This is a genomic window from Anaerococcus martiniensis (genome assembly GCF_043187485.1).
GTDB classification, from domain to species: Bacteria; Bacillota; Clostridia; order Tissierellales; family Peptoniphilaceae; genus Anaerococcus; species Anaerococcus martiniensis.
Map to the genome: position 1 here is coordinate 201,260 of NZ_CP171106.1, position 21,610 is coordinate 222,869.

The window sequence follows — 21,610 nt, forward strand, 5'->3', positions numbered from 1 at the left end:
TATTACACGAAATATTTCTTTTAGTCAAGTTTTTACATATTTAATTTTGACCTAAGTTCTGTAATAGATTCAGTACTTACGTTTTTTTTGTCAATATTTAGATCAGCTAATATCTCATCCATCATATCCCCATTTGTAAATTCTATCTCCATATATGGGTCTGGATAAGTATTTTTATCCCAAATATCGATATCAAATCTTTGGCCCTTATATGAGTAAGAAATACGTTCTTTTTCTCCCTCATATTCTAAATTTATACCAATTTCTTCCAGAATTTTAATCATCATAGATACAGAATCAATATTAACTGTGTATTCGTTATTTACCCTAAAGTCATTATCACTTTCAACTCGCTTAAAGGTAAGCTCTATATATTGTTTTTCTCCATCAATTTCTGTTTCACGAATCCTTAAATATCCGTGTTCAAATTCACCTTCTTTTGGGGCAAAAGTGTAATTTTTTTGAAACTCATGGGAGATTTTCTCCCCACCTAAATTATCTAATTTTTCTTCAATTTCTTTTGGATTTATATTTAATACTTTTACTTCAATTTCTCTTTGCATTTATACTATCCTCACCGGTGTAAAATTTATATAATCACCTGCTACGCATTTGATGTCTATGTCTTCAAATTTTCCTTCTTTAATAAGATTATGGCCAATACCATGTAGGTGACCATAGATTAAATATTCTACATTATTATCTAAGCAAATATCATAAAACTCATTAAATGTTTTATCCTGGTTAATTGGCGGATAATGAAGCATGATAATTTTTTTATTATCCCCGCTTGCCCTTAATGAATTACCTAATCTCATTAGTTCACGGGTGAAAATTTTTTCATCATGGTCAGTAAAATCCTTATGGTCTCTTGGTATCCATCCTCGTGTCCCGCAGATATCGTATCCATCAATATTAAAAGAATTGTTTTGTAAAAAATACACGGAATCTAGACCCAAATTATTGATTTTATTTAAAGAGGTCCACCAATAATCGTGGTTGCCTTTCATTAGGATTTTTCTGCCATTTAGCTCATCTATTTTTTTTAGATCAATGGCTGCATGATCTAAGTCCATGGCCCAGGAAATATCCCCTGGAATTAGAACTGTATCACCAGATCCTACAACATCGTTCCAATTATTAAAAATACGGTCCTGATAATTTTCCCAATTTAAACCGAAGACTTCCATGCTCTTTTCCCCTGTATAATCAAGATGCAAGTCAGCTAGGGCAAAAATCATATTTCCTCCAAATCAATCATATTAAATTCGATGTTTTCATTTTTTAAAACCTCTTCTTCTCGATTATGGCAAGTAAGATATATAATTTGCCTATCATTTGCTAAATCAAGCAAAAAGAACAAGGCTGATCTCAGTCTTTCTAAATCATAGTTTATAAATGCATCATCGAAGATAATAAAATTATCTAGTTTATTTTCATTTATCAAAAATTTAAGGGCAAAGTTAATTTGATCATAAAATCCAGTTGAAAGTTTATCTATACTTAGAGATTCTCCAGTGTTTGTAATAATGCTTGGATTAAGTTCATTATCATAAGATATAGTGCTATACCTATCCTTACTTATAGTCGAAATTAAATTTGATATTTCCCTATCAAATTCTTTCCTGTCAGTATTAGAACTTTGGCTAATTTCTATAATCTTTTCTTTAGCAAGATTTATAGCTTTTATTTGCATTTCCATATCATTTAGATCTTTCTCTAAGATATTTAACCTATCTACCAAGTCTACCTCTTTGTTTAGCTCATTTTCAGCACTTGCTAGTTTTCTTTCCAAGTAAATATTATTATTTCTTAAGTCTTCTAGATCATTTTCTAGTTTTTTTATCTTAGCTTCAGTATCCTTAATGTCATTCTTTTGAATCTCTTTAATATTTGACCTATCCCTAGTTTTATCTTGATTTTCTAGGACTCTTAGAACTTCTTGGATTTTTTCCTTTTCGTTAACCAATCTTAAATATTCGATATATCTCTTATCATTATACGTTTTATCTTCAGCATCTGAAAGATTTGCATCTTTTTTATCAATAGCAATCATCATAATTGGCAAAATTATAGCTATGGCTAGGAGATAATTTTGCTTAAAATATCTCCACAAAAAGATTAGTAAAATGGAACCTAGAAAATATAAGCCATAGTGTTTGTAAAGTTTTTTATCAGATAAGTTTTGAGTTTTTTCCTTCTTTTCTAAATTTTCAGAATTTATAAAATTATCGTATTTTTTAAGTTCATCCTCTACATAATTAAGCTCATTTTTATACTTAATCTCATCTTCAAGATTTTTATAAGCCACATTTTCCCTATAAACATCACGGGAGTTTTTTAATTGCTTAAGCTTTTCTGTTTTGTTTTTAATATCATCGCGGTTTCTATATAATTTAGCAAAGTCTATATTTGTTTCATTTCTAAGACTTTTTAGCTCTAAAATTTCTGCTGAAATCTCTTCTATCTCTGCTTTAGTTTTTGCATAGGGCTTGGTATATGCACGGTTTGTTCCAATTTCAGAAAGTTTGCTATCTAAAATATTTATAGCATCACTTGCTGAAAAATTGTAGTCATCTCGATTGGTAATTAGCTCAACAATTTTTGCCCTTGCTTTATCAGATGACTCCTGTGCCTGGTAGTTAGTGATAATATTTTTATATATTTCGTAGGGTATATCTAGTAAAAATTCTCCTGGATAATTTAGGTTACTAGCCTTTGCATCAACCACTTCATTATTATTTAGATCAAATATTTCGTATTCACCATTATCAAAATTGCGGCTGATTCTATAATTTCTGCCATTTTTGTTAAAAATCCCAAAACCTGCATACTTATAAGAGTTTAAAGGCCTATAGATTTCTTGTTTTTTGTTAAAGTGGCGGACACGGCTACCATCATCAAAACCGTAAAGAAGTCCCTCTATGAAGCTTGCAAGAGTTGATTTCCCAGATTCATTTTTGCCATAGATTAGGTTAAAACTTTCAGTAAAATCAATACTTGTATTTTCAAACTGCCCAAATGAAATTATATGGAGCTTTTTAATATATATAGTCATTTTTTACTCCTTAATATTGCCTCTAGGCCTACTTGTCTAGCAAGCATGCTTACTTGATCATCAGCATTTTCAAATTGCTTGTCAAATTTGCTTAAAAGGGAATTTGGATATAAATCTCCTAGATTAAATAAATCCTTATCGTAGGCTTCATTTATTTCCACATATTCAGCATTTATTTTTTTCTTTAAGTTCTTATAATCAATTTCTGATTCTTCTTTGAGATTTATCCTTAAAAAATTTATCTTATAACTAAGTTTTTGATTGATAAAATCTAATATTTCAGCCTCAGATTTAAAATCATTTGGATATATATCTAGACTATTAAAACTTAAAAGTGATGAATCAATGTGGTTGATTTTACCATCATCGTAGCGGATATATCCATAGTCATATATATCAGTAAAATCATGGGGCTCTATGCTACCTGGATAGTAAATATTATTAATATTTGAAGCCTTATGTATGTGTCCAAGGGCGATGTAGTCAAAGGCTATTTTATTTAGCTTTAATGGATCTAAGTCTAAGTAATTTGTAGGATTTGGACTGATGTCACCATGGACAAGTAGTATATTAAAAAATTTATCATCCAATATTAAATCATAAGGAAAATCATTCTTATAGATGCGGTCCTTATATGATAGTCCATAAACTCTAAGATTTTCTTTTTCAAATAGGGATAGGTTTTCTTCGGTAAATATATGGAGGTTATTCGGCTTATTATTTAAGAAAATAGTATTATAATCATCAAAATAATCATGATTTCCACTGACATAGTAAATATCTTTGCCAAAGTTTTTGAAAATATCAAAAAGTTTATCAAAATCTTTGGGTGAAAAAAATAGTCTTTCAAATAAGTCTCCTGCTATTAGAGCAAAGTCTACATCTTTATTTGCCATAAAAATATTATGAAAAGATTCCCAAGATTTTTTCCTAATAATAGATCCCATATCATTATTAAAGCTAGATTTGTCCGCTAGATGAGCATCGGCTAGGTGGATAAATTTCATAAAAGATTTACACTTTCAATTATTCTTCTATCCTCTTCTATCCTAAATACTGTAATAGAACCATTTTCTAGCCAAAATCTTTCCCAATTTTCCTTATCTTTGAGTAGCCAAAATAATGATGATTTAATAGCCATACCGTGGCTTATGCAAAGGATATTTTTATTATCCCTTGATTTTTCTTCAAAGAATTCACTAGTTCTTTTTATGACATCGTTGATAGATTCTCCGCCAGGATACCTTAAACTAAATAAATCATTTTTTTGTTTTTCAAAAAACTCTATTTCACTTGCCCTAATATCATCAAAAAACTTGCCCTTAAATTCTCCAAAATCAAGTTCATTAATACGACTGTCGATTATGTAATCTGTATATCCAAGCCTTTCTGCAGTTTGCTGGCTTCTTTTTAGTTCTGATACATAAACTTCATCTATATCATATTTTTCTAAATTTCTTCTTGTATTATTTAATACACTAAATCCACTTTCGTGCAAAATAGTATCTTCTAAGGAATAAAATTTCGAAATATTTGCTTCACTTAAACCATGTCTAACTAAAATTATTCTCATTATTCTCTCCTTTCATACTATTATATCTTAAAACTCATAAAGAAAAAAACAAGGCCATAAGACCTTGTTTTAAAAAATTAAACTATATTTACACCCTTGATAAGTTTCTTGCCATCCTTTATATCAAAAATGGTTACTGATCCATTTTCTATCCAAAAACTATCCCAATCAGATTTATTTTTTAAAATCCAAAATAGGGCTGATTTTATAGTTAATGAGTGGCTAATGCACAGAGCATTTTCATCCTTTTCAACTAGCTCATCTAGAAATTCGCCTACCCTTTTTATAATATCATTACGGCTCTCATTGCCAGGATATTTAACATTAAAAATGTCATCTTCATTTTTTAAAACACCCTCATAGTGTTCGTTGATTTCTTCTAGCAATTGACCGCTATATTCACCAAAGTCCAACTCATTTAATCTAGAATCTATTGTGTAATCGTGATATCCAAGCATATCAGCAGTTTGGGTAGCATCTTTTAATTCTGAGGTGTATACCTTATCAATATTATATTTTTCAAGATTTCTTCTAGTATTAACTAGGACATTAAAACCACTTTTGTTTAATTTGCTATCTTCAAATGATTCAGTTCTAGCTCTATTTGATTGGGTAAATCCATGTCTTACTAAATAAATTTTCATTATAACTCCTTAAATAATTATTCACCACTACTCATAGCCTCAGCCATGTCAATTTTTTTAAGCCTTTTATGGACTATGAATAGTAATATTATTGAAATAGCGATTGTTATCAATCCACTATATAAAAATGGGTTAAAGTTGACCCTGTAGGATAATAAAATATCAGATGGTGCCACTACGTATAATATATACCTAAACATAGCATATCCTAAACCAAATCCTACAAAAATTCCTAGTATGGTAAGGATAAATATTTCTCTAAATATATAAGAAGTTACTTCCCTTGGATAAAACCCGAGAACCTTTATAGTTGCAAGTTCCCTTTTTCTTTCACTAACATTTATATTAATCAGATTATATAAAACTACTAGGGCCAGTAGACCAGAAATAATTGTTATAATCCCTATAACTAAATTTAAATTAGCTAGTAGTACATCCATAGATGCATAGATTACAGATGAATTAATTATTGCGCTTACCGCCTTTTCATTTTCAATATTTTTTATTATATGACTTGCATCTCCTCTAAGATAGTCAGCGTTAAATTCTGGATTTTGGCCAGATATATTTTCAAAGTTTTCTTTTGAAATATAAATGTAATGGCCGGTGTAGTTTTCTGCAATATTCGTGACTGGCAATTCAAAATCTTTGCCATGATAGGAGAATTTTATCTTATCGCCTTTTTTAATACCTAGCTTATCAGATGCTTTTTCTGTAATAACAGCCTTTTCATTTGATAAATCTATTGGTCTTCTATCTAGACTTTTAAGGCTTACAAAGTCATCTATTTTCTTATAATCCTCAGGAATCACTAGATTTACATTTAATTTATTAGCCTTATTATTGATATTTGCTTCTTCAAAAGTAATTGAAAGAGAGTCGTAATCATTAATTTTTTGTTTATAATTTTTGAACTCTTCATCTGTAGCATTTTCATCCACCATGGCTATGACATCATAGTGATTAATCCTATTTTGCTGCCAGTCTACAGTATCTTTTATAGAATCAATCATTGCAAATCCAAAAAATGTAAGGGCTGTACATCCACCAACTCCAAAAAGGGTCATAAACATTCTGGACTTATATCTAAATAGATTTCTTGATGTGATTTTTTGCATAAAGGAAAGATTTTTCCAAATTGGCTTGATTCGTTCAAGAAGTATTTTCTTTCCAACTTCTGGTGCTTTGGGCCTTAATAAAGCTGCTGGTGTTTCTTTTACTGTTTCTTTTGATGAAAAATATACTGTAAGAGCAACTAGACCTATTGATAAAAGTATGGCCAGAAGTATATATGGGAGAGAATTGACATAATCTATACCAAGATTTCCAAACCCAGATGAGTAAGCATTTATTATGATACGACTTACTAAAAATCTCCCTATTAAAGAACCTATTATAGATCCTATAAATGTTGGAATGATACCATAGAGGTAAAACCTTTGGCTGATTTTCTTATCAGAATATCCTAGGGATTTAAGGGTACCATTTATAATTCGTTGCTCATCGATATATCTTTTCATGGTCGTAAGGGTAACAAGCATAGCTACTAGATAGAAAAATGTAGGAAAAACTTTGGTTAGGTCATCCATATTTAAAGAATTTTGGTAGTAGGTATCTATACCCTCATTGTCAAAAATAGTCTCTACATCATATTCTGGGTCAACTAATTTTAATAAGGCTTCTTTGTTTTCTTCTATCTCATCCTCTCCCTTGTTTATATCATCAAGGGCATCTGACTTTTCTTTTTTGAACTTATCTAAATTTTTCTGGTACTCATCTTCCCCATCCATAAGCTTTTTATATGAGTCTTTTAATTTTTTTTGTCCGTTTATTTTTTCTGACTGAAGTTTATTAAGACCTGAATTATAATCATCCCAACCAGCATCTATATTAGCTTGATTTTGGTCAAGTTCATTTTTAGCTGCACTTAAGTTAGACCAGCCTTCATTTTTTTGAGCCTCTAATTCTCTTTTTCCTTGATTTAGCTCTTGCCATCCTGCATCAAGCTCTGATTTTTTATTATTTATTTCCCTTTGCCCTTGATCTATTTTTTCTTTTTCAGACTGATAATTTGATTCTAAGGTATTTTTACCTGTTTTGTATTCCTGAAGTCCTTGTTCATATTGATTACTTAGACTTTCAATCTCTGCTTTTAATTGATTAATGTCTTCATAATTTATATTTAAATTATCATCTTCCAAGCTGGACAATTGACTTTGTTTTTCTTCTAAGTAAATTTTTAAATTATCTAATTGGGATTTTTTTCTAGTTAATTCTGCCCTTGGCTCTTGAAATTCATTTTCTAATTTTTGATAGCCAGCATTTAGGTCAGCTTGCGCTTTTTCCAATTCACTTTTTCCATGATTTAGCTCTTGCTCTTTAGAATTTATTTCATTTTGACCAGCATTTATTCTATAATTATATTGATTTAGATTTGTATTATAGGTGTCTCTACCAATATCAATTTGATTCTGGCCTTCGATTAGCTTTTTCTTTGCAGCTTCTAATTCATTTTGGGCATTTGTTGTTTCTTCAGCAAATTTCTTTTTGCCCTCTTCATAATCTTTATAGCCCTGGTCTAAATCTGCTCTAGCTTTTTTTAATTCCTTTTCAGCATTAGAAATCTCTGTTTTTGCATCATCAATTTCATTTTGGGCATCACCCAAGTCATCATTTGCATCTGATCTTATTTTTTTAAGCACTTCTTCCGGACGATTTGCTATAGCATTTTCCAAATTTTCTTTTTTATTATCTACAAAACTTTGATAATCATAAGATGATTTATCTAAATTTTTAGTATTTTTATAGATAATATTAGCTTCCCCATATTTATCAGTATCAAAATTTTCATCAAGGACATAAGCATAGCCATTAAGTTCTTTTTTTGCACTAAAAGACAGCTCTCTCATATCCTCCATAAAATAATCTGATGTTCTAAAAAATCCTACAACTTCATATTCCAAATTATCCATGACTTCTTCGTCAAATTTTGGATTATCTATATATGAAAATTTAATCTTATCACCAATTTTATATTTGTCTTTCAAAATTCTATCTAAAATTATTTCATTTTTCTTTTTCGGTTTACGTCCATTTATTATTACCGATTTTGGGATAGTTTCATTGTAGCTTTTAACCCTGATTAAGGTCTCATCATCCAGTAAATCAGCAGTTTTTACCAAGCTTATCTTATCTATATCTTTATCCTTTTTTATAATCATCTCATCTTCATAGTCAAGTCCATAAGTTGATTTTAAGATTAAATCTGGATGATTGTATGTTTTTAGGGAACTATTTAAGGTTTTCCTCATAGTAGGGCCTGTTAAGGTCAAAGCGACCACAACTAAAGCAGCAAGTCCAACCATGGTTGCAATAGATATTACCTTTCCCTTGGTATTTTTTATATCCTTTAGGATATTTTTAAAATATGTTTTATTCACAAAGATCACCACTCAATATTTTCAACTGGTGTTGGGTCAGTATTTTCATAATTTTGGATTATTCTTCCATCACGCAACTCAATAACTACGTCAGCCATTGGCTTTATTAGTGAGTTATGAGTAATTATGATTACTGTCGCTCCTAGTTTTCTTGATGCATCTTGAAGTAGTTTTAAAATATTTTTCCCAGTTTCAAAATCCAGAGCACCTGTTGGCTCATCACATAATAAAATTTTAGGGTTTTTTGCTAATGCCCTTGCAATAGCAACCCTTTGTTGCTCCCCACCAGATAATTGGGCTGGGAAATTTTCTGATCTATTTTCTAATCCTACATTTGCTAAAACTTCTTCTGACTTTAAGGGATTATCAGAAATTTCTGCAGCTAGTTCTACATTTTCAATTGCAGTAAGATTTGGTATGAGATTATAGTGTTGAAATACAAATCCAACATCATTTCTCCTATAAGTAGTAAGGTCTTTGTCATCAAGTTTTGTTAAATCCTTGCCATCAATTAAGATTTGTCCGCTACTTGCTTGCTCCATACCACCAAGTATATTTAAAAGAGTTGTTTTTCCAGCACCAGATGCACCAACAATAACTAAAAGTTTACCACGTTCTAGATCAAAACTGATATTATCATTAGCAACAATAATTGATGAACCGGATTTATATTCTTTTGATAAATTATTTAATTCTATATAAGCCATTTAATAACCTTTCTAAGCTGTGATAATATATTAATTATACCGAGACCTGGTAAAAATTTCTTATCTTTGTTATCGATAAATAACACTCCTACACATATATAGAAATATATATAAATTCTTCCCTAAAAAGACATGTTTTTGCTATAGTCGGTTAATTTTATCTAAGCTTATCTCTATTATCTGTCTTTGCTTCTCTTTCTATATCCTTAAAAATTAGGAAATATTTATCATCAGGGGGATAATTTTTCGCCTTGCTGTATCCCTTATCTATAATTATTGCATTAACCATTTGGTTTTTTATTTCATCATATTTAGGATTTTGAGGATTTTTAGCAGGTTTTATCCATAAATACCTTAGTAGTCTCCCATGCTGGTCGATATCTGATGTATCCTTTTCCAAGTAAACTATTTCATTTTCTAATAGTTTTGAAGTATACTCACTAGCTTCCTTGCCAAGTGGTTCTATGATATCTTCTGACAAATTGTATTCTGGTGTGTTGATGCCTATAAATCTAACACGATAGTCTTTATTTTTTATAGTTACTATTGCTGTATCACCATCAACAACTCTTTTAACATTAGCTATTTCATAAAATGAATCATTATTTGATATTTCATCGTTAAATTTATCTGGTTTTAATAACAAAAAAGTAATTATAAATAAAATTAGTACATATATACTGTTGTTTTTATTGTTCTTCATTCAATCTCCTTTTAAATACATTTTAGCATAGATTATATATGAATTTATAGTAAATTGTAAATGAAGACTAAAAGGAGGTAATTATGAAATTATCTGTAAAAGATGAAATTTCAAGAGCACATAATATATATGAAACTGATTCCCAGGTAGTTACTCATTTTAATATCAGAGCTAATGAAGAAATACCTAGTCATAAGAGTACTATGAATGTAATTGTAGTTATCTATGAAGGTGAAGTTGAGTTTACTGAAAATGAGGATACTTATAATATAAAACCCGGTGATATTGTTCAAATGAATCCCAATACACCACATAGCCTTAAGGCTATAAGTGATAGCAAACTTATGGTAATAAAGTCTGATTTAAAATAAAAACCAGAGGATTGGTTCCTCTGGTTTTTTAATTATCATTATATATATAAGATTTTAATATATTATATAATTTTGCCTGGTCTACTAGTGAGAGTGAGTCAGCATCTACATTATTTTCGATTATGTATTCCTGGCAGGCATCATATATATTATTTAGATCCTCGTATGTAAAGTCATCTGTATCATAACCCATTTGCTTTAGACCATCGCTAACCAATGCATATATTTTTGCTTTTTCATCATCACTTAGGTTGTTAAAATCATTATTTTTTACATATTCTATGCCAGTACTTAGGTCATTATTTTCTATATCTGATTTTTGACTTCCTACATTGTTATCTTGCCTATCAATTTCACTTGTACTTTTATTTACCTTATCATTCAATGCATCTTCAATTTGTTGATCATTTTTTGCATTACTTTTTGGCCTATTATTTTCCCTATAATTTATAAATCCTATTATGAGGACTGCTGACAAAAGTATAGCTAATATCTTCTTCAAAATAGCCTCCTTAGTTCTTATTAATGGCTATTATACCTTTTTTTAGTTTTCAAAAAAATACAATCGACCATATGCTTGGTCGATTGCATTTAATAATTTTTTAAAGCCCTATCGATCCTACGGTCAGCTTCCTTTTTCTTGATAGATTCACGTTTATCGTATAGCTTTTTACCTTTGGCTAGGGCTATTTCCATTTTAACTAGGCCATTTTTTTCATAAACACTTAGTGGCACTATAGTATAGCCATCTTGAGTTTTCTTTCCTATGAGGGTATCTATTTCTTTTTTGTGCAATAATAGCTTTCGGGTTCTGGTTGGGTCTATTTTTTGATCGTAAGCTTCCTTAAATGGAGTTACGTGCATACCGTATATATACATTTCTCCATTTCTATCTCCTACAAAACTTTCTTTTATGCTAACTTTCCCCTGTTTTATACTTTTTACTTCGCTTCCTTGTAATTCTATGCCTGCTTCATATTTTTTTTCTATAAAATAATCATGAAAGGCTTTCTTGTTGTTCGCTAACTGTTTCATTTTCCTCCAATAAATCAAAGTCAATATTTCTTTGGTAAATATCAACATCTAGTACTCTTATTTTTACCTCATCTCCAATAGAGTATATCTTCTTATTATCTACATTTATGGCTTTTAAGCTTTCTTCTTGGTATTCAAATCTATCTGGTGAGAACTTATACATAAATAGTCCTTCTACCGTATTTTCAAGCTCAACGAAGATTCCAAAGTCTGTTACTGATGAAATTGTCCCCATAAATTCATCTCCGATAAACCTACGCATATACTTACATTTCATCAAATCTTCTACATCTCGCTCTGTATCTTCTGAACGTCTTTCAGTCATTGACAAGTGTTCGCTTGATTTTTCTAGGCTCATTTCTAAACTTGCTTGGTTAAACTTTGTCAATCTATTTTCAATGTATGATTTTAAAAGTCTATGGACAATGAGGTCTGGATATCTACGAATTGGACTAGTAAAATGCGTATAAAATTCTGTGGATAATCCAAAGTGGATGTCTCGCTTTTTGCTGTATTTTGCTTTTTGCATGGTGCGTAGCATCAGCATATTTATTACATTTTCTTCATTTTCGCCTTCTACTTCCTCAAGGATTCTTTGAAAGTCCTTTGGGTGGAGTTCACTTCCTCGAATATTGTATCCCATGGTATTTAAGGCACGTTTAAATCCATCGAGTTTTTCTTTTGACGGTTGCTCGTGGATACGGTACATAAAAGGGAAGTCCATATATCCAAATAGGGTTGCAACTGTTTCATTTGCTGCAAGCATAAATTCTTCTATCATCTTATTTCCTGAACCACGCTCATGTACGGAAATATTTAATACTTTGCCATCATCTGTAACATCTATCTGGCTTTCTTTAAAGCTAAAGTCTATAGCACCCCTATCTTCTCTTTTTTCTCTTAAAATTTTGTGTAATTCATTGAATAATAGGAGTTTTTCTTTTAAAAGTTCATCTTCGTAGACACTTTGGTCTTTACCATCTAAAAAATTATTTACATCATCATAAACCAGTCTATAGTCTGAGTTTATAACTGCCTTGTAAAAGTCATTTGCTATTACTCTACCTTTTCTATCAATAGTCATTTTTAGTGATAAGGATAATCTATCTACATTTGGATTTAATGAACAAATGCCGTTAGATAATTCTTTTGGTAGCATTGGTATAACTACATTATATAGGTATGTAGAATTTCCCCTGTCGTAGGCGTCAAAATCTAGGGCTGTACCTTTTTTTACATAATGGGACACATCTGCTATATGGACATATAAATCGTAATTATCTCCATTTTTATCTATTGAAATAGCATCATCAAAGTCTTTTGAGTCCCTACCATCAATTGTTACCGTAAATAAATCTCTAAAATCTGTACGATTTTCTGTATCTTCATCTTTTACTTCCTTATCTAGATATAAAACTTCTTTTTTAGTTTCTTTAGAGAATAGATAAGGAACTCCATGCTGGGCTGCAAGGGAATAGATATCAACGTTCTTGTCATTTTTATGGCCAATAATGTCTACTATTCTTCCCTCAGGATTACCTTTTTTAGGGAAGTTTATTATTTCTGCTACTACTTTATCTTTATTTTTTGCATTCTTGGAGAATTTTTTGTCTATATAAATATCTTGGCCTATGGATTTATTATCTGGAATTACAAAACCAAAACCTTTGGATTGTTGATAAGACCCAACTATTTTTGTATTGCCACGCTCTATTATTTCTAAAACACGACCCTCAGCATTTCTTCCTTTTTCTGCAGGTTTTGTAATTTCTATCTTTACCCTATCTCCATCAAAGGCCTTATTTAAATTATCTTTTGAGATAAATACATCTTTAAAATCTTTATTTTCAGAAATAAAAAAACCATAACCTGATTGAGCTAATTGTATCTGTCCTACTAAAGATAGTTCTTCATCACTTAATGGCATTATGCGTTTTTTATGGGAAATGCGTAGTTTATTTTCTTTTTCAAGTTCTCTTAATACATCATAAACTGCATTTCTTGTATATTTATCAGCTTGTAAATATTTTTCAAGCTCTTTTATTGTAATGGGTTCATAATTTTCTTCATTTACAATGTTTAGTATTAGTTCTTTTAGATTCATATCTTATCCTTTTCTACAAAAAAAGAGGCTAGATAGCTTAAGTCTATCTATAGCCCCTTACATAACTGCTAGCATTATGATACTTCCTAAGAAAAGTAATACTCCTCCAGCAATTACAACTTTATCTAACATTTCATTCTTTGTTCTATGAGCACTTCTACCAAATACGTTTGTTTCTTGGCCAGCTAGTGTTCCTAGTCCATCAGTCTTTGGATCTTGCATTGTTACAGACACTACTATAATTAGTGATGCAAGCATTAGAATAACTGCAAAGATATTTTCCATCTAGACACCTCCATTTTCATCACTCTATATGATACCACAAGAAATGTCTTTTCGCAATTTTTGGTTTATAGATTAAGCTAATATTATGATACCCAAAAATATGTAAATAAAAAAGCAGGGAATATTTTCCCTGCAATTATTATATTAGTCGTTGAATCTTTCTTTAAGGTTGTAGAATGCTTCTAGTCCTTTAAACTCAGCATTTTCCCAAAGTTCATCTTCGATTCTTAGTAATTGGTTGTATTTTGCAACACGATCAGTTCTTGATGGTGCACCTGTTTTGATTTGTCCAGCATTTACTGCTACTACAAGATCTGCTATTGTAACATCTTCTGTTTCACCTGATCTATGAGAAACTACTGCTGTATATCCTGCTTGTTTTGCCATTTCGATAGCATTTAGTGTTTCTGTTAGAGAACCGATTTGGTTTACTTTGACAAGTATTGAGTTACCGACATTTTCTTTGATACCTTTAGAAAGTTTTTCAGTATTTGTTACAAATAGGTCATCACCTACTAATTGAACTTTTCCTCCAAGTCTTTCTGTCAGTTTTGCCCATCCTTCCCAGTCGTTTTCATCTAGACCATCTTCGATTGAGATTATTGGATATTTTTCTACAAGACTTTCTAACCAGTCTATCATTTCTTCTTCTGAGTAAACTGTTCCTTCACCTTCTAGGTGGTATTTACCGTCTTCTTTGTTATAGAATTCTGAACTTGCACAGTCCATAGCTATAAATACATCTTTACCTGGTTCATATCCTGCTTTTGTTATAGCTTCAACAATAATTTCTAATGCCTCTTCGTTTGATTTTAAGTTTGGAGCAAATCCACCTTCATCACCAACTGCTGTGTTGTAGCCTTTTTCTTTTAATACACTTTTTAATTTGTGGAATACTTCTGTACCAATTTGTAGTGCATGAGCGAATGTTTCGGCACCTAGTGGGAAAATCATAAATTCTTGGATATCTACTGAGTTATCAGCGTGTTCCCCACCATTTAGTATATTCATCATTGGTGTTGGTAGAAGTTTTGCATTTGGTCCACCAATGTAAGCATAAAGTGGTAGTCCTAGTTCATCTGCTGCAGCTTTTGCTACTGCAAGTGATACTCCAAGGATAGCATTTGCACCAAGATTTCCTTTATTTTCTGTACCGTCAAGTTCAATCATTCTATTATCAATGCCAACTTGGTCAGTAACATCATAAACTAATACTAATTCATCAGCGATTTTTTCATTTACATTTTCAACTGCTTTAAGAACTGATTTACCTAAATAGTAATCATTATCTCCATCACGAAGCTCTACTGCTTCCCACTCACCAGTTGATGCACCAGATGGTACTGATGCACGACCGTATCCACCTAGCTCTGTCTCTACTTCTACTTCTACTGTTGGATTTCCTCTTGAGTCAAGGATTTGTCTTGCATATACACTTGTAATTAAGCTCATTATTAATTCTCCTTATCTTTTTATTATCTTTCGTATTTTTTAATAAGCATTATGGACAGATAATTCTATTTATTATTGTGTATTAATTCTTCAATTTCTTCTTTAGTAGATATTACTAGTTTACCATATTTATCTAATAGTGGAGTAATGGCAACCCCTTCACTAGATCTAGAAGCGATGATATAATTTACACCTGTCTGTGTATCTACTACTGTAGATAATGAAGTTGCAAATAAAATATTTTCATCTTCAGTTTTTACAATAAATCTCTTATCTACTTTCGCCATATTTAACCTCTATGATTTACTAAAGCTTCAAAATCGTCTGCTTTAAGGCTTGCTCCACCTACTAAGGCACCATCTATGTTTTCTTTTGCCATTAATTCTTTTACATTCGCTGGTTTTACAGATCCACCATATTGGATGCGTACTGCTTCAGCTGCTTCTTTTGAGTAAAATTCAGCTACTAGATTTCTAATGAATGCACACATTGCTTCTGCATCATCAGCGGATGCTGTTTTTCCAGTACCTATTGCCCAGATTGGTTCGTAAGCTATAATTAATTTTTTAATATCACTTTCGCTTATATCTTTAAGGTCAGCCTCTAGTTGAGCTTTTACTCTTTCTTCCTGCTTATTAGCTTCTCTTTCTTCTAAAGATTCCCCGCAACAAAGTATTGGTGTTAGGTCATGGTCAAAGGCTGATAATAATTTTTCATTGATTAATTTATCATCTTCACCAAAGATATCACGACGTTCAGAATGGCCTAGGATAACATATGTTGCTCCAATATCTTTTAACATCGTTGGAGATACTTCTCCAGTAAATGCTCCAGATTCTTCAAAGTACATATTTTGTCCACCAAATCCAATATTGGTTCCTTCTAAAATCTCAGCTGCTATTGGTAGGTCTATAGCTGGCGTACAAACACCTGCTTCTACTTCAGTATCTAATCGCTTTTCTTTTAAATCAGCAAGCAAATTTTTAGCTTCACTTACTGTCATATTCATTTTCCAGTTTCCAACTATTACTGGTTTACGCATTTTAACTCCTTATTTATCTTCAATTGCTGAAATACCTGGTAGGTCTTTTCCTTCTAAAAATTCTAAGCTTGCCCCACCACCTGTTGATACGTGGGTGATTTTATCTTTTAAGTCAGCCATTTCTATTGCAAGGGCTGAGTCACCACCACCAACAATAGTAGTTGCGTCAGCTTCTGCTAGGGCATGGGCTACTTTATTAGTTCCATTTGAAAATTCTTTAATTTCAAATACACCCATTGGTCCATTCCAAACTACTGTTTTAGCATTTTTAATTTTTTCTGCATAAATTTCTGCTGTTTTTGGACCAATATCTAAAGCTTCTTTGTCAGCTGGGATATTGTCAATATCTACAATCTCAGTTTCAACGCCTGGTGCAATATCATCGGCAATTACCACATCTACTGGCAATAGAATTTCTACATTATTTTCTTTTGCTCTTTCAAGTAACTCTAAAGAAAGATCCATCTTATCTTCTTCTAGTAATGATTTACCTATTTCTTTACCTTGCGCTTTTAGGAATGTGTAAGCCATACCCCCACCGATAAGGATTGTATCTACTTTTGTAATTAGATTTTCAATTACACCAATCTTATCAGAAACTTTTGCTCCACCAAGGATAGATAAAAATGGATGTTCTGGATTTTCTAAGGCTTTTCCCATAACATCTATTTCTTTTTCTATTAAAAGTCCTACCGCCGATGGTAAAATACTTGCAACACCTACATTTGAAGCATGGGCTCTATGGCTAGTACCAAAAGCATCATTTACATATAGGTCAGCAAGAGAGGCTAATTCTTTTGCAAAGGCTTCATCATTTTTAGTTTCACCAGCTACAAATCTTGTATTTTCTAAAAGTGCAATTTCGCCATCCTTAAGCTCATTTACTTTTTCTTCAACATCTTCGTTCACTACTTCATCAGCAGCTAAGAATTCAAATTTTTCGCCGTAATGGTTAGATAACCAATTTGCAACTGGTTTTAGTGTAAATTCTTGGTTTGCTTCTCCACCTGGTCTACCTAAATGGCTTATTAATATAACTATGGCACCATTTTCTAATAAATAATCTATAGTAGGAAGGGCTGCTCTAATTCTAGAGTCATCTGCAATCTTGCTTCTATCTTCTTTTGATAAAGGAACATTGAAGTCTACTCTAACTAAAACTCTTTTGCCCTTAACATCTAAGTCTTTTAATGTTTTTTTGTTCATAATTCACTCCAAAATTAAAAGGGCAAGAGATAAATATCCCTGCCCCCTTCTATCTCTTAAAGTTTAGCTAAATAATCTAATGTTCTAACTAAGTTAGATACGTATCCTGCTTCGTTATCATACCATGCAACTGTTTTTACTAATTGGTTGTCCCCATTTTCTACAACCTTTGTAAGTTGTGAATCAAGTACTGATCCTGCTGGGTAACCAATGATGTCGCTTGAAACAATGTCTTCTGTTTCGTAAGCAAATGCATCATTTGAGTATTTTTTCATTGCTTCATTTACTTCTTCTTCAGTTACTTTTTTCTCAAGAACTGAGTAAAGTTCTGTAATTGAACCTGTGATAACTGGTACTCTTAAAGCTGTACCGTCAATTTTACCTTCAACTTCTGGAAGTACTTTACCAACTGCTTTTGCAGCTCCTGTTGAAGCTGGGATTGTGTTTTGAGCAGCTGCACGTCCACCTCTAAGGTCTTTTTTAGAAGCTGGTGTATCTTGGATAGCTTGTGTTGCTGTATATGCGTGGATTGTTGACATTTGTCCTGTAACAAAACCAAATTCTTTGTTTAATACATTTACCATTGGTGCTAAACAGTTTGTTGTACAGCTTGCAGCTGATACTACTGTTTCAGAACCATCTAAAGTTTCATGGTTTACACCGTAAACGATAGTTTTCATATCACCCTTACCTGGTGCTGAAATTAGAACTTTTTTAGCTCCAGCTTTTAAGTGAGCTTCTGCTTTTTCTTTTTCTGTAAAGAATCCTGTACATTCTAATACAACATCTACTCCAAGATCTCCCCATGGTAGGTCTTCTGGATTTCTTTCGGCAAAGATTTTGATTTCTTGACCATTTACTTTAAAACCATCATTAGTTTGTTCAAAGTCTCCGTTAAATCTTCCTTGTGCTGTATCATATTTGAAAGCATAAGCTAGACCTTCTTTATCAATAAGGTCATTGATTGCTACTACTTGGATGTCATCTTCTACTTCTGCTATTCTTCTAAGTGTTAGACGACCGATTCTACCGAATCCATTAATTGCTACTTTAGTTGTCATTGTTGTCTCCTTATTCTTCCTAAAAGTTATTACAATAATATTTTACTAAATTATAGGACATTGTCAATAGATTACCAGACTTGTCCTTCTAAGTATCTATTTGCTACAACAGCGGCTATACAACCATCTCCAGCTGCAGTGACCATTTGTCTTACAGACTTTTCACGGTTATCTCCTACTGCAAAAACTCCTTCGATATTTGTTTTCATATCGCTATCAGTAACTATATACCCATAATTCATTTCTATTTGATCTTTGAATATATCTGTTTGTGGAATATATCCTACAAATATAAATACCCCTATTGGGTCATTATTATCACTTTTTAACTCTTTTTTCTCACCAGTTTTTACATTTTCTATAATAAGGGAGGTTGTTTCCTTATCTCCTCTGATTTCATTTACTACAGAATCTAGTTCAAATTTTATTTTTTCATTAGCACGTGCCTTATCTACAACTACTTGGCTTGCTCTAAATTCATCACGTCTGTGAATAATGGTTACAGATTTACCAAATTTTGTAAGATAAATTGCCTCTTCTACTGCACTATCTCCACCACCAACTACAAAAATGTCTAATCCATTATAAAATGGCCCATCACAAGTTGCACAATATGACACACCCATGTTTGCAAATTCACTTTCTCCTGGGATATCGAGTTTTCTGTGGCTAGCACCTGTCGAAATAATAATTACCTTGGCTTCCAATGTTTTGCCATCTTCAGTATGAACTTTTTTAACTTCTCCTTCTAGCTCAACGCTAGTTACATTTGTAGTTAAAAATTCGCAAAATTCTTTGGATTGCTCATACATTCTATCTGATAAGCCCATACCCGTAGCATCTTCCATTGATCCAGGGTAGTTGTCCACAAATGCAGTTGTTGCAATTTGTCCACCTGGTATATTTTTTTCAATTATGAGTGTTTTTAACTTTGATCTACCTGCATATAGCCCAGCTGTAAGTCCTGCTGGACCAGCTCCTAAAATTATAATATCGTACATATTCTCTCCTAAAAATTAAAATTATTTTGCCTTAAGGCTTCGTATAAAACTATATTTACTGAATTGGCTAAATTTAAAGACCTATCAATCTTTGTTGTCATGGGTATAGTAATTATTTTTTCGCTAAATTTCTCCAAAATATCCAGGTCTATCCCTTCTTTTTCCCTACCAAATATCAAAAAATCACCATCTTTAAAAGAAACATCAGAGTATTTTGTATCTGTGCCCGTTTCAACTAAATAAAAGTTTTTATCAATTATGAAGTCCAAAAATTCCTCAATACTATCATGGATAGTTAGATTTACCTTATCCCAATAGTCTATTCCAGATTTTTTTAAGGCCTTATCTGAGAAATCAAATTTAAAAGGCCTTACTAAATGCAAATGAGACTCGGTAAGGACACATGTCCTACCAATATTTCCAACATTGCCAGGATATTCTGGCGCGAGTAAAACTATATTAAACACTTGGATTTTCCTTGTTAAAATTTAAAATTATTTCTGCAGATTCTTTTATGCCATTACCGTTATTATCAGCAACCACATAGTCTGCAACTGATTTTACTGTATCATTAGCATTTCCCATGGCAAAGCCTATTTTTGCATTTTCCACCATTGGCAAATCGTTGTAAGAATCGCCAATTGCAGCAATTTCATCAAGTTTTATACCCAAAAAGTTAGAAAGTTCTTTTACCCCTTCCCACTTATTAACATGAGGCTCCATTATTTCAATGGCACCAGGACCTGATGATGTGACATATAGCTTATCTTCAAAGGCTTCCTTGATAATTTTTACCGCTTTTTCTTCACCATAGGCATGGCTATTTAAACATCCTATTAAAATCTTATAAGCTGGTTTACTTCTTTGCTTTAAATCCTTGTATGGATTTTCTGTAATAGAAATGTTGCATTGATAATTTAGCCCATAATCATTATTAATTTTTAAATGCTCTAGTCTATCTTCATCTAGCCTGTTAGAGTAAAAAGTATCTTCATCGTAAAAGTGATAGATAAATTTATGTTCTTCACAAAACTTAACTAATTCTTTAATGTGACTATCTTCAAACGGATGTTGACCTAAAATTTTATCAGCATTTGCCATAATTAAGGCTCCATTATTTGCCACCATTGGATTGTCTTCTCCAAGTTCTTCTGTAGCAAATTTAATGGAAGACATTAATCTGCCGCTTGTTAAAACCGTTTTTATTCCTGCTGCATTTAATTGGTTAATGGCTTCTTTTGATGATGGATTAATCTCATGATTAGTATTTAAAAGGGTGCCATCCATATCAATTGCAAAAAGTTTAATCATTATCTCTCCTATAATATAAACATAACTTATTCAAATCACATTCTTCACAAAGTGGACCTCTTGCTTTACAAATTGCTCTGCCATGGGTAATCAGTCTTTTGTGGGTCATATTCCACTCATCTTCTGGCACATTTTTTGTAAGTTGTGCCTCGGTTTGACTAACGTTTTTTGCATCAGCAAGGCCAATCCTGTTTGCTACTCTAAAAACGTGAGTATCCACTGCAAAGGCCGGAATATCAAAAGCATTAGCAAGTACAACATTTGCTGTTTTATTGCCAACTCCTGGCAATTTTATTAATTCAGCCTTATCTTTTGGGACCTCACTGTTAAAATCATCTACCAATATCTGGCTTGTTGCCTTTATATTTTTTGCTTTATTTTTATAAATACCGATTGATTTTATCCAATTTTCTAAGTCTTTTATATCCATATTCACAAAATCTTTTGGTGTATTTGCTACTTTAAAAAGCTCAGATGTGACCGCATTTACCCTTATATCTGTACTTTGGGCTGAAAGCATAGTTGCTATCAAAGCTTCAAATGGAGTTTCAAAATTAAGAAGATTTTTATTTGGATCCTCATACATCCTAGATAAATTGTCTAATACCTCTCGGATT

The 21,610-nt window shown here is 31.8% G+C and carries 23 protein-coding genes; 1 reads left to right on the forward strand and 22 read right to left on the reverse strand.

Going from position 1 to position 21,610, the window contains the following annotated elements; genetic code table 11:
* Positions 1–32: 32 nt before the first annotated feature.
* The 9 genes from ACF3NF_RS01035 to ACF3NF_RS01075 form a co-directional block, all read right to left on the reverse strand.
* Positions 33–563 carry a class IV adenylate cyclase gene (locus ACF3NF_RS01035; RefSeq protein ID WP_394023446.1) on the reverse strand — a complete coding sequence of 177 codons (531 nt, stop codon included), beginning with the start codon at positions 561–563 and terminating at the stop codon, positions 33–35.
* The gene (locus tag ACF3NF_RS01040) at positions 564–1,241 is read right to left on the reverse strand and encodes a metallophosphoesterase (protein WP_394023448.1); all 678 of its coding nucleotides are present in this window, start codon (positions 1,239–1,241) and stop codon (positions 564–566) included.
* Positions 1,238–3,058 (reverse strand): ATP-binding protein, encoded by a 1,821-nt coding sequence (locus tag ACF3NF_RS01045; protein WP_394023450.1) that lies wholly within the window; start codon positions 3,056–3,058, stop codon positions 1,238–1,240. The genes ACF3NF_RS01040 and ACF3NF_RS01045 overlap by 4 nt, the downstream gene beginning before the upstream one ends.
* On the reverse strand, positions 3,055–4,065 hold the full coding sequence (locus ACF3NF_RS01050) for a metallophosphoesterase family protein (protein WP_394023451.1): 1,011 nt from the start codon (positions 4,063–4,065) through the stop codon (positions 3,055–3,057). Before ACF3NF_RS01050 ends, ACF3NF_RS01045 begins: the two co-directional genes overlap by 4 nt.
* A complete protein-coding gene (locus ACF3NF_RS01055) occupies positions 4,062–4,631 on the reverse strand; it encodes a histidine phosphatase family protein (protein WP_394023453.1) in 570 nt (189 codons plus the stop codon). Before ACF3NF_RS01055 ends, ACF3NF_RS01050 begins: the two co-directional genes overlap by 4 nt.
* A gap of 77 nt (positions 4,632–4,708) precedes the next feature.
* Positions 4,709–5,275 carry a histidine phosphatase family protein gene (locus ACF3NF_RS01060; protein WP_394023455.1) on the reverse strand — a complete coding sequence of 189 codons (567 nt, stop codon included), beginning with the start codon at positions 5,273–5,275 and terminating at the stop codon, positions 4,709–4,711.
* A 17-nt stretch (positions 5,276–5,292) separates the two neighbouring features.
* Complete coding sequence (locus ACF3NF_RS01065; RefSeq protein ID WP_394023457.1) at positions 5,293–8,715, reverse strand: FtsX-like permease family protein; 3,423 nt, start codon at positions 8,713–8,715, stop codon at positions 5,293–5,295.
* A gap of 5 nt (positions 8,716–8,720) precedes the next feature.
* Positions 8,721–9,422 carry an ABC transporter ATP-binding protein gene (locus ACF3NF_RS01070; protein WP_394023459.1) on the reverse strand — a complete coding sequence of 234 codons (702 nt, stop codon included), beginning with the start codon at positions 9,420–9,422 and terminating at the stop codon, positions 8,721–8,723.
* 157 nt (positions 9,423–9,579) lie between these two features.
* Complete coding sequence (locus tag ACF3NF_RS01075) at positions 9,580–10,125, reverse strand: thermonuclease family protein (protein WP_394023461.1); 546 nt, start codon at positions 10,123–10,125, stop codon at positions 9,580–9,582.
* 83 nt (positions 10,126–10,208) lie between these two features.
* Here ACF3NF_RS01075 and ACF3NF_RS01080 point away from each other — a divergent pair, with 83 nt between their 5' ends.
* The gene (locus tag ACF3NF_RS01080) at positions 10,209–10,496 is read left to right on the forward strand and encodes a cupin domain-containing protein (RefSeq protein ID WP_394023463.1); all 288 of its coding nucleotides are present in this window, start codon (positions 10,209–10,211) and stop codon (positions 10,494–10,496) included.
* A gap of 28 nt (positions 10,497–10,524) precedes the next feature.
* On the opposite strand, the gene ACF3NF_RS01085 is transcribed toward ACF3NF_RS01080, so the two are convergent.
* The 13 genes from ACF3NF_RS01085 to nth form a co-directional block, all read right to left on the reverse strand.
* Positions 10,525–10,998 (reverse strand): hypothetical protein, encoded by a 474-nt coding sequence (locus tag ACF3NF_RS01085; protein WP_394023465.1) that lies wholly within the window; start codon positions 10,996–10,998, stop codon positions 10,525–10,527.
* An 89-nt stretch (positions 10,999–11,087) separates the two neighbouring features.
* Positions 11,088–11,531 carry an SsrA-binding protein SmpB gene (smpB, locus tag ACF3NF_RS01090; protein WP_394023467.1) on the reverse strand — a complete coding sequence of 148 codons (444 nt, stop codon included), beginning with the start codon at positions 11,529–11,531 and terminating at the stop codon, positions 11,088–11,090.
* Complete coding sequence (gene rnr, locus ACF3NF_RS01095) at positions 11,494–13,635, reverse strand: ribonuclease R (protein WP_394023469.1); 2,142 nt, start codon at positions 13,633–13,635, stop codon at positions 11,494–11,496. The genes smpB and rnr overlap by 38 nt, the downstream gene beginning before the upstream one ends.
* Positions 13,636–13,692: 57 nt before the next feature.
* The gene (gene secG / locus ACF3NF_RS01100; protein ID WP_394023471.1) at positions 13,693–13,920 is read right to left on the reverse strand and encodes a preprotein translocase subunit SecG; all 228 of its coding nucleotides are present in this window, start codon (positions 13,918–13,920) and stop codon (positions 13,693–13,695) included.
* A 144-nt stretch (positions 13,921–14,064) separates the two neighbouring features.
* Positions 14,065–15,372 carry a phosphopyruvate hydratase gene (eno, locus tag ACF3NF_RS01105; protein WP_394023473.1) on the reverse strand — a complete coding sequence of 436 codons (1,308 nt, stop codon included), beginning with the start codon at positions 15,370–15,372 and terminating at the stop codon, positions 14,065–14,067.
* A gap of 65 nt (positions 15,373–15,437) precedes the next feature.
* Positions 15,438–15,659, reverse strand: a complete 222-nt coding sequence (locus ACF3NF_RS01110) for a DUF6440 family protein (RefSeq protein ID WP_394023475.1) — start codon at positions 15,657–15,659, stop codon at positions 15,438–15,440.
* Between the two features lie 2 nt (positions 15,660–15,661).
* Positions 15,662–16,414 (reverse strand): triose-phosphate isomerase, encoded by a 753-nt coding sequence (tpiA, locus tag ACF3NF_RS01115; protein ID WP_394023477.1) that lies wholly within the window; start codon positions 16,412–16,414, stop codon positions 15,662–15,664.
* A 9-nt stretch (positions 16,415–16,423) separates the two neighbouring features.
* On the reverse strand, positions 16,424–17,620 hold the full coding sequence (locus ACF3NF_RS01120; protein ID WP_394023479.1) for a phosphoglycerate kinase: 1,197 nt from the start codon (positions 17,618–17,620) through the stop codon (positions 16,424–16,426).
* A gap of 56 nt (positions 17,621–17,676) precedes the next feature.
* A complete protein-coding gene (gene gap, locus ACF3NF_RS01125; RefSeq protein WP_394023480.1) occupies positions 17,677–18,681 on the reverse strand; it encodes a type I glyceraldehyde-3-phosphate dehydrogenase in 1,005 nt (334 codons plus the stop codon).
* Between the two features lie 71 nt (positions 18,682–18,752).
* Positions 18,753–19,682, reverse strand: coding sequence for a thioredoxin-disulfide reductase (gene trxB / locus ACF3NF_RS01130; RefSeq protein WP_394023482.1), 930 nt, complete (start codon positions 19,680–19,682; stop codon positions 18,753–18,755).
* 8 nt (positions 19,683–19,690) lie between these two features.
* A complete protein-coding gene (locus tag ACF3NF_RS01135; protein ID WP_394023484.1) occupies positions 19,691–20,149 on the reverse strand; it encodes a tRNA (cytidine(34)-2'-O)-methyltransferase in 459 nt (152 codons plus the stop codon).
* Positions 20,142–20,993 carry a Cof-type HAD-IIB family hydrolase gene (locus ACF3NF_RS01140; RefSeq protein WP_394023486.1) on the reverse strand — a complete coding sequence of 284 codons (852 nt, stop codon included), beginning with the start codon at positions 20,991–20,993 and terminating at the stop codon, positions 20,142–20,144. Before ACF3NF_RS01140 ends, ACF3NF_RS01135 begins: the two co-directional genes overlap by 8 nt.
* Positions 20,986–21,579 (reverse strand): endonuclease III, encoded by a 594-nt coding sequence (gene nth, locus ACF3NF_RS01145; protein WP_394023488.1) that lies wholly within the window; start codon positions 21,577–21,579, stop codon positions 20,986–20,988. The genes ACF3NF_RS01140 and nth overlap by 8 nt, the downstream gene beginning before the upstream one ends.
* Between the last annotated feature and the right edge of the window lie 31 nt (positions 21,580–21,610).